The sequence below is a fragment of the Clostridium sp. K04 genome, assembly GCF_019734375.1.
Taxonomy (GTDB): domain Bacteria; phylum Bacillota; class Clostridia; order Clostridiales; family Clostridiaceae; genus Clostridium; species Clostridium saudiense.
In genome coordinates this window covers 54,833-63,269 of record NZ_JAASHD010000023.1, presented here as the reverse complement: position 1 = coordinate 63,269, position 8,437 = coordinate 54,833, and the positions used below count along the sequence as shown (strand labels likewise).

The 8,437-nt window shown below is 27.0% G+C and carries 9 protein-coding genes; 8 read left to right on the top strand and 1 reads right to left on the bottom strand.

Annotated features, from left to right (window positions below; all coding sequences use genetic code 11):
• Nucleotides 1-82: 82 nt before the first annotated feature.
• Nucleotides 83-1,822, bottom strand: coding sequence for an ABC-F family ATP-binding cassette domain-containing protein (locus tag HCG70_RS10915; RefSeq protein ID WP_055276177.1), 1,740 nt, complete (start codon nucleotides 1,820-1,822; stop codon nucleotides 83-85).
• 530 nt (nucleotides 1,823-2,352) lie between these two features.
• Between HCG70_RS10915 and HCG70_RS17795 the strand changes: the two genes are divergently transcribed.
• The 8 genes from HCG70_RS17795 to HCG70_RS10885 all read left to right on the top strand — a co-directional run bounded on the left by HCG70_RS17795 (nucleotide 2,353) and on the right by HCG70_RS10885 (nucleotide 8,184).
• Nucleotides 2,353-3,093, top strand: coding sequence for an MATE family efflux transporter (locus tag HCG70_RS17795; protein ID WP_055276179.1), 741 nt, complete (start codon nucleotides 2,353-2,355; stop codon nucleotides 3,091-3,093).
• The gene (locus HCG70_RS17790; RefSeq protein ID WP_396020997.1) at nucleotides 3,069-3,581 is read left to right on the top strand and encodes an MATE family efflux transporter; all 513 of its coding nucleotides are present in this window, start codon (nucleotides 3,069-3,071) and stop codon (nucleotides 3,579-3,581) included. Before HCG70_RS17795 ends, HCG70_RS17790 begins: the two co-directional genes overlap by 25 nt.
• 330 nt (nucleotides 3,582-3,911) lie before the next feature.
• Entirely contained in the window at nucleotides 3,912-5,270 is a 1,359-nt protein-coding gene (locus tag HCG70_RS10905) for a dicarboxylate/amino acid:cation symporter (protein WP_042402991.1), read from the top strand.
• A gap of 190 nt (nucleotides 5,271-5,460) precedes the next feature.
• Nucleotides 5,461-5,889 carry a hypothetical protein gene (locus HCG70_RS10900; RefSeq protein WP_042402994.1) on the top strand — a complete coding sequence of 143 codons (429 nt, stop codon included), beginning with the start codon at nucleotides 5,461-5,463 and terminating at the stop codon, nucleotides 5,887-5,889.
• Nucleotides 5,886-6,491, top strand: a complete 606-nt coding sequence (locus tag HCG70_RS10895) for an EFR1 family ferrodoxin (RefSeq protein WP_042402996.1) — start codon at nucleotides 5,886-5,888, stop codon at nucleotides 6,489-6,491. Before HCG70_RS10900 ends, HCG70_RS10895 begins: the two co-directional genes overlap by 4 nt.
• A gap of 420 nt (nucleotides 6,492-6,911) precedes the next feature.
• Nucleotides 6,912-7,418 carry a GNAT family N-acetyltransferase gene (locus HCG70_RS10890; RefSeq protein WP_042400186.1) on the top strand — a complete coding sequence of 169 codons (507 nt, stop codon included), beginning with the start codon at nucleotides 6,912-6,914 and terminating at the stop codon, nucleotides 7,416-7,418.
• Between the two features lie 366 nt (nucleotides 7,419-7,784).
• On the top strand, nucleotides 7,785-7,892 hold the full coding sequence (locus tag HCG70_RS17785) for a CarD family transcriptional regulator (RefSeq protein ID WP_341349578.1): 108 nt from the start codon (nucleotides 7,785-7,787) through the stop codon (nucleotides 7,890-7,892).
• Nucleotides 7,873-8,184, top strand: coding sequence for a hypothetical protein (locus HCG70_RS10885; RefSeq protein WP_242833260.1), 312 nt, complete (start codon nucleotides 7,873-7,875; stop codon nucleotides 8,182-8,184). The genes HCG70_RS17785 and HCG70_RS10885 overlap by 20 nt, the downstream gene beginning before the upstream one ends.
• The last annotated feature ends 253 nt before the right edge of the window (nucleotides 8,185-8,437 follow it).

Sequence of the window (8,437 nt, the reverse complement as noted above, 5' to 3'; positions counted from 1 at the left end):
TTATTCCAAATCTACCACTTTAAAATACAAAAAAGGATGTAGTAGATTTGTTTTTCCACAAATCTTACTACATCCTCTGAATTTATAGTAATTTAACAAGCTTTTCTAGTTGTTCAGATAATTCTTTTGCAAGTATAAAATTATTATCTCTTAAAGCTAATTCAATATTTGTTTCAACTGATTTTTTCTTTTGTTCAATTTTTAAATAATCTTTATTAAAATGATTAGCATAAATTATATCTTTAAAATGGTTTATGTTAATTTTTCTAATTTTCTTATCTTCAATAAGTAAAACATAATCCATACAATTTGCTATAGTATAGTAATCATGAGATACCATTAAAATAGCACCTTTGTAGTTTTTAATAGCCTTTTCTAATGCTATTTGTGAATATGTATCTAAATGACTTGTAGGTTCATCAAGAAGAAGAAGATCAGCTCCAACTTCACAAAGCTTAGCTAATTGAATTAAATTCTTTTCTCCACCAGATAAAGTTCCTATCTTTTGATTAAGTAACTCTTCATCAAAGTTATAACCAGCAAGATATTCTTTAATATCATCATAGGTTTTAAAACCAAGGTCAAAGAATTCTTCAGCTATAGTATTAGAATAATTTAATGTTTGGCCTTGAAGCTGAGATAAATAACCTATCTTAGTATCTTTATCTATTTCAATGGAAGGATTATTATTTTTAAATATCTCTTGGAAAAGTGTAGTTTTACCAGTACCATTTGAACCAACAAGAGCTACTTTATCAGTAGATTTAATTTCAAAATTAACATCTTCTAAAAGCACTTCATCAAAAGCAAGATTATAATCAGTTACTTTTAAAGCTGTTTTTTCTTCAATTTCATTTGCTGTAACGAAAATTATATTTGGTTCTTTAATCTCTACAAATGGAGCTTTAATTCTACGTTTTTCTAATCTTTCTTGGAATTTAACTCTAGCTCTTAAAGTTTTTCCTCTAAATTGTTCTGCATTTTCAGATGCTAGCTCTCTTAATCTATCTATTATTTCATCATTTCTTTCAATTTCTTCAGTATCAGCGGCAGCTAATTCTTGTAATTCAATTTTAGTTTGAAGTAATGAGAAATTATACTCAACATATCCTCCATCAAACTCTTGAATTTCCATGTTTTCAAGATGAATAATTTTGTTGAAACAATGATTCAATAGGTATCTATTATGGGTAATAATCAATGTTGTTCCCTTGTGTGAATTAATTAGATTTTTAAGAGCATTAAGGTTTGTAAAATCTAAAAATACATCAGGCTCATCCATAATAAGTAGATCAGGATTAGTTAGCATTGACTTAATTACCTGAATAAGCTTGAATTCTCCACCACTAAGTTCAGATATCATTAAGTCTTTAGACTTAATTAATTCTATAAGGTTTAATTTTTTATCAATCATGTTTTCATAGTCATCACCATTAATTGCGTCAAATGCATCTAATGCTTCTTGATATTTTTCAAGTAAAGTTTCAATATCAGAAGATGTTTCCATTTCAGTACATATAGCAGTTATTTCATTTTGTAATTTAATGAAGTCTTCTGCTAAATATTCAAAAACTGTGATTTCTTTTGTTTTATCAATTTCTTGGAATTGACGTACATAACCAATTCTACAGTTTGGATCAATTTCTAATTTGCCATCAAACATATATTTTTCAGGATCCATAATTATATCTATAAGTGTACTTTTTCCACTACCATTTGTTCCTATAAAGGCACAATGTTGCCCTTCTTCTAGTGTGAAGGAAATATTATTATATAGATTTTTCTGTGGAAATGAGTAGGATAAGTTTTCAACTTTTATCATAGTATTACCTCTCTTTATCATTAAAAAAGAGCCTATAAACTGAATACTTAGCTTCAGATAAAAATAAGCTCTTTAATATATTATTTTATCAATTGAAATTTTACAGTTGATAAAGATATTTTTAGTTTAATATTGATAGCTTAACACTTTTTTTAACTAAGTTCAATCATTTCATATGAGCAAGAAAAAGTTCTATGAGATTACTTTTTTTAAGTAATAATTAATTGGAATTAATATACAAAAAAGAACTTTGACAAATTGAAAAATATGATATAAAATAAAGTTAATCGAGTTGCAAGAAAGCGTAAATCCAGATGGATTTGCGCTTTCTTTTTTTTAATGTATAGGAAAGTATAAAAATTTTAAAGTCGTAAAGCTACTGATACCAATGTATTTCAAAATTTAAAAACTATAAAATTGATACCACGAAGTGGACGTGGCGATAGCCACTTTGTTCTTAAAAATGAAAAACTTACTAAAATGGTTGTGATAGTTTTCCGTAAAAGCTATCTCATATGAAAGGAGAAAATTTGGAAAAAGAAATTAAAATGAACAAAATGGGAACAGTAGCAGTTCCAAAGATTATGCTTAGCATGGGAATACCAATGGTTTTATCAATGGTATTACAAGCTTGCTATAATATAGTTGATAGTATGTTTGTTGCTAGAATTCCTGATTCAGAAGGATTAATTCATGCAGGAGAGTATGCTGTAAATGCTCTTACTTTAGCATTTCCTATACAGATGCTTATTGTAGCATTTGGAATAGGAACAGGGATTGGTGTTAATGCATTACTGTCAAAAACACTTGGAGAAAATAACCCTAAGAAGGTAGCAAGAGTTGCTGGAAACGGGGTATCACTAGGTATTATTATTTATGTATTCTTTTTTATATTTGGAATATTAGGAATTAACATTTATTTAAGAAGTCAGACTTCTAATGCTATTATTTTATCAATGGGAAGAACCTATTTAATGATTTGTACATTATTATCAATAGGGATGATTATGTTTTCTATTTATGAAAAGCTTCTACAATCAACAGGAAAAACTATATATTCTACAATGGCACAACTTGTAGGAGCTATTACGAATATTATATTAGATCCAATATTAATATTTGGATGGTTTGGTTGTTCGCAAATGGGCATTGCTGGTGCTGCTTATGCAACAGTAATTGGACAAGGAGTATCAATGTTAATGGCAATGTACTTCCATTATAAGAAAAACAAAGAAGTGTTAAATGGATTAAATTTGCAGCCTTTGGTTTAAGAGATGCAATTACTCCAATTGTCGCTTTTAATTATGGTTTAGAAGATCACAAGAGAGTAAAGGATGGAATTAAATATGGTATTTTATATACTAGTATTATAATGATTGTTGGAACTTTAGGACTCCAAATTTTTGCACAACCTTTAGCTAGTTTATTTGGTTTATCAGATGAAACAGCAAGACTTTGTATTTTAGCAATACGTATTATTTCAGTAGGATTTTTATTTGCAGGATGGAATATTGCAATTCAAGGTGTTTTCCAAGCCTTAGGATGTGGAGTAAGTTCATTAGTAATTTCACTTTTAAGATTATGTGTTGTTGTATTACCTCTTGCTTGGTTATTGTCTAAGTTTTCAAATGGAATAAATATAATGTGGTTTTCATTTCCAATAGCTGAAGCTGTTGCTTTAGTAGTGGCAGTTGTTCTTATGATAAAGGCTAATAGAAGCAAGATTATGACTATGAAGAAATATAGTGAATCAGCATAAGCAAAAATAGTAACAAAATAATTTAAAAATTGACAAAGTAGATATCGCGTGGTAATATAAACAAAAAAATCCCTTTAAATTGATTCGAGAAATCAGTAAGGAAGTTATGATATACTTGCAAAATGACTTTATGTTGAGATAAATGTACTTAGTATTAAGCAGCGTGTTTAATGATTGAATAGTACATTTATAGAAGAAAAAAAGTTGTTTATATTGAGATTATATTAGTCTTCCTATTTGGAAGACTTTTTTTTATGTCATTCAATTAAAGTATATTAAGCCTTATATAGTTATTTGAATTAGGGAGTGACTAGCAAGGAGAGGCAAAAAATGAACAAAAAAATTAACAGTAGCAATAAGCTAGCAATTAAAATGGTAGTAGCTCTTATTTTAGGATTAGCAGCTGGCATAGGATTTATAGTTCTTAGAGAGAACTTAATGGGAAATGGTAATGGTCATATCTGGACAAGTATTAATAATATTTTATTCCAAGATATATCACAAGAAGGAGCAACAAGTGCTCTTGGTATATTTTATATAGTTGGTCAATTGTTTGTAAATTCACTTCAATTAGTAATAGTACCAATGGTGTTTACATCAATAGCATTAGCTATGTGTAAGATAAGTGATACTAAAAAGCTTGGGCGTATTTCATACAAGACTATATTAGGATTTTTATCAACTTCAGTATTTGCATTAGCATTAGCAGGAGCAATAGGATTTATAATAAAGAACTTAGGATTATTTACAGCTAATGTTGAAAATGTAACAGCACAAGCAGGTGTTGTAAGCTCAAGAAATCCATTATTAATAATAGTTCAAGCAATACCAAATAATATTTTATCAGCATTTTCAACTAATAGCAGTATATTGGCAGTAGTTTTTGTTGCTGTAGTATTAGGTCTTTGTATTAATTACTTAGGTGATAAAGTAAAAGTATTAAAAACTTTATTAGAAGAAGTAAACTCAATCATAACGGTATTTTTAAGCTTTATAATAACTAAGTTTGGACCAGTAGCAATATTTGTTCTTATAACAAGAACATTTGCAATATATGGTGTAGAGAACTTAAAGCCTGCACTTGTATATGTTGTTACAACGCTAATAGCATTACTATTATTCTTAATATTTGGATATGCAATATTTATAGCAATTGGAGCTAGACTTAACCCAATTAAGTTTGTAAAGAAAATAGGTAAAGTAGCATTATTTGGATTTTCTACTTCATCATCTGCAGCAACATTGCCTTTAAATACTAAAACTACAGTTGAGGAGTTAGGTGTTAGCGCAGATATAGCATCGTTTGTATTACCTCTTGGAATGACTATAAATATGAATGGAACAGCAATAATGCAGGTTATAGCTGCAATATTTATAGCAACAAGTGCAGGGTATGATGTAACAATAGCAAATATAGTAGTTATTGCATTACTTGCATTAATAGCATCAGTTGGTACACCAGCAGCGCCAGGTGCAGGAGCAATAATACTTTTCACAGTATTAACTGGAATGGGATATAATAATGATGCGGCAATTCTTGCTTATTCATTAATCCTTGCAATAAATAGACCAATAGAAATGTTAGTAACTTCTTTAAATGTAGTTGGAGATGCTGCAACAAGTGTAGTAGTTGCAAAATCTGAAGGAATGCTTGATGAAGAAGTATATAATATCGAAGATGTAAAATAGCAGGTGTATTTTAAAGAGAATGTATTGAATTTATAATGAAAAAGTTCACGATATTAGTATCGTGAACTTTTTTTTAAAATAAATTCACTATGAAATTTTTTAAAATTAAGGAAATGAAGAATATAATTTAAATTTTGTAAATCATAATATTCATAATGCAGGTTATGAAAAGATAGGATCTTTTAAAGATATGAATATATCAGATATCATTTCAATTATAAATGTTAATATAAAAGGAATGACAGCAATTAATATTGAAGATTACAAGAGTATTGAACCAGATAAACGTACACAAGTACTATTTGAAAGATTATATGAATTCTTTGAAAAGGAAAAAGATATTGTAAATCGCATTATGATGCACAATGAAATAGATGGTAAAATGGCAGAATTGTTGAAACGCTTCATGCTTTTAAAAATAAGAGAAATAATATCTTCATGCGAATGTGTTGAAAAGCATAGTATGCAATTAGAAATTATAATAATGCATTACAGTAATACTTTACAAATGGTTTTAGAATTTTGCTTTTTAAGGAAAGATTCAATTTCAAAAGAAGAAGCTAGAATAAGTATTGATTATTTATTAGGATCATTAGAAAAGAAAGGAAAGTTATTATGATACTATATTTTTCAGCAACAGGAAATTCTAAATATGTAGCAGAAAGAATTGCAAAAGCAACAAATGATGAATGTATATTTATACTGGATATTATGAAAGATGAAAAATGCTTTTTATCTATCAAGGAAAATGAAAATGTAGGAATAGTTTCACCAACATATGCATGGGGATGTCCTTCTGTAATTATAGATTTTTTGAATAAAGTTTCTTTTAGTGGAAAAAAGAAGAGTTATTTTTACTATATAGCAACTTATGGAACAACACCAGGTAATAATGGCTATTTGGCTGATAAAAATCTATCGCAAAATACAGGTATAAAATTTTATGCTTTTTTTAGTGTGAAAATGCCGGATACATGGACACCTATATTTGATTTATCTAATAAAGAAACGGTAGCTGTAATAAATAAGAATGCTGAACCGCAGATAGATGAAATAATTCAAAAGATACAACAGAAATCTTCTGGAAATTTCATGAGAAATAAACTACCTAAATTTGTAGCACCATCTTATAAGCCATATTATGAAAATATGAGAAAAACTAAGCATTTCACTGTGGATGATAGCTGTATTGGATGCAGATTGTGTGAGAAAATGGGATAAATAGATGATTTATTAAAAGGATATTAAGGGATAGATTTATAAAGTAGTTAATTTTAAAGGGCGTGATTAGATACCAACATAAAACAATAAGTGTTAAATTCAATAGAGCATAAAGCATTTTAAACATAGTTCTTAGATTTCTTTATAAAGTTTTCTTAATAACGTATATATACTTAAAAATGTAATAAAAATCCTTTTAATAACTTTAAGTGGAAATTAAATGCTAAAAGTGGAAAATATAACTTGTTAAGAAAAAGAGTCAAAAGTTAAGATAAACACTTAAAAGATAAGTTAAACTTAAATAATTAAAGATATAGCTTTTTACTTATATTCACATTAGTAGTAATATTTATAGCAAGACTAGTCAAAAAATAATTTTTAAATTTTAAAATTAACAATAAAAGTTAAGGAGTGTAACTAGTGGAAACTATTGGTATAAAACTAAGCCGAGAAGTATATAAATCAGATGCAGAAAAAATGGCTGATTGGCTTAGCGATAAAGAAATATCAAGTAATTTAAATGAAGGAGTAAATGCAAAGGAAAATCTAATCAATATTATAAATAGAATAGATATGCCTATATTAACTCATTTATTTAATAATAATTGTAGTTTTTTTACTATTAAAAGCGCATATGAAACAATAGTTTTTTTAAGGTTAATACCAAAGAATGATGGAGTTGAGATAGTAATTGCTGTTGGAGAAAAAGAGTTGTGGGGGAAAGGTATAGGGCATAAAGCTGTGCTAGAAGCCTTAAAAAAAGCTTTTTTTGATATGAGAACAGAGAAGGTAGTTGCAAAAATAAAAAAGACAAATAAAAGATCAAGAAATTTATTTAAAGGAATTGGATTTATGGAAGTTAAAGAGTTAGAAAGAGAAATTGAATATAAAATAACTAAAGAAACTTTTTTTAAAATAGCTTCATAATATTATAAATTATAGGTATGACTTTGATGACACATATAGTAACTTCTGAATAAGTATCATTACTATGTAAATACTAATATGTGTTTATAAATATAAATATAAAACTTTTGAATACTTAAATTAATTAATGATAACGATTTAAACCATATCGAATGAGAAGATATTACCATTAGATGGGAGTGGCGAAAGCCACCTTTTTTTATAAGTAAAGAAAATGTGATACATCTAATGCTAGTAATTAAAAAGAAGATTTTATTAAGGATAGATTTTTAAATCTATACCTGAACACTAATATAAATTATATATAACATTAAAAAGTGTAGGAAAATCTACACTTTTTAATATTATTGAGGAGGATGATTTTTCATGTTTAAGATTGATGATTATATAATGTACGGTATGACAGGGGTATGTAAAGTTATAGATATAACTAATGAGAAATTTTTAAATTCCAATGCGAAAGATAATTTCTAAAGGATATATGACTTCATTAATAAATGATATGACTAATATGGAGACGTTATGGATAGATGATGAAAAAACAAGAAATAAGCAATTCAAAACAATGCTTAAAAGTGGTAAATGTGAGGATTTAATTAAATTAATATTTAATAAAAGGTATTCAAAATCTATTAGTAAAAAATTAAATAAGGCTGACAAGGAGATTATAAAAGAAGCAGAAAGATTATTAAATGAAGAGTTTGCAGTTATTTTAAATATTTCTCCTAATGAAGTAAACTCATATATATCAAGTCAAATATCTTAATAAGGTATTTTTATACTATGTTGGTATGTGTTTTGAGAATTATCTTCACCATAAAATTTACGATAGAAATATCGTGTATTTTTTAATTGTTAAAATATATTACTTTCACAACTTCATTTTATACCCAATATTATGTAAGAAAATATTTAAAAATATTATAAAGCAGGTTTTGAATAAGAGAAAATAAGAGAATTATAAATGATAAAAGAATCTGTATATGTGATATAATTTATTTAATGTTAGTAATTAAGAA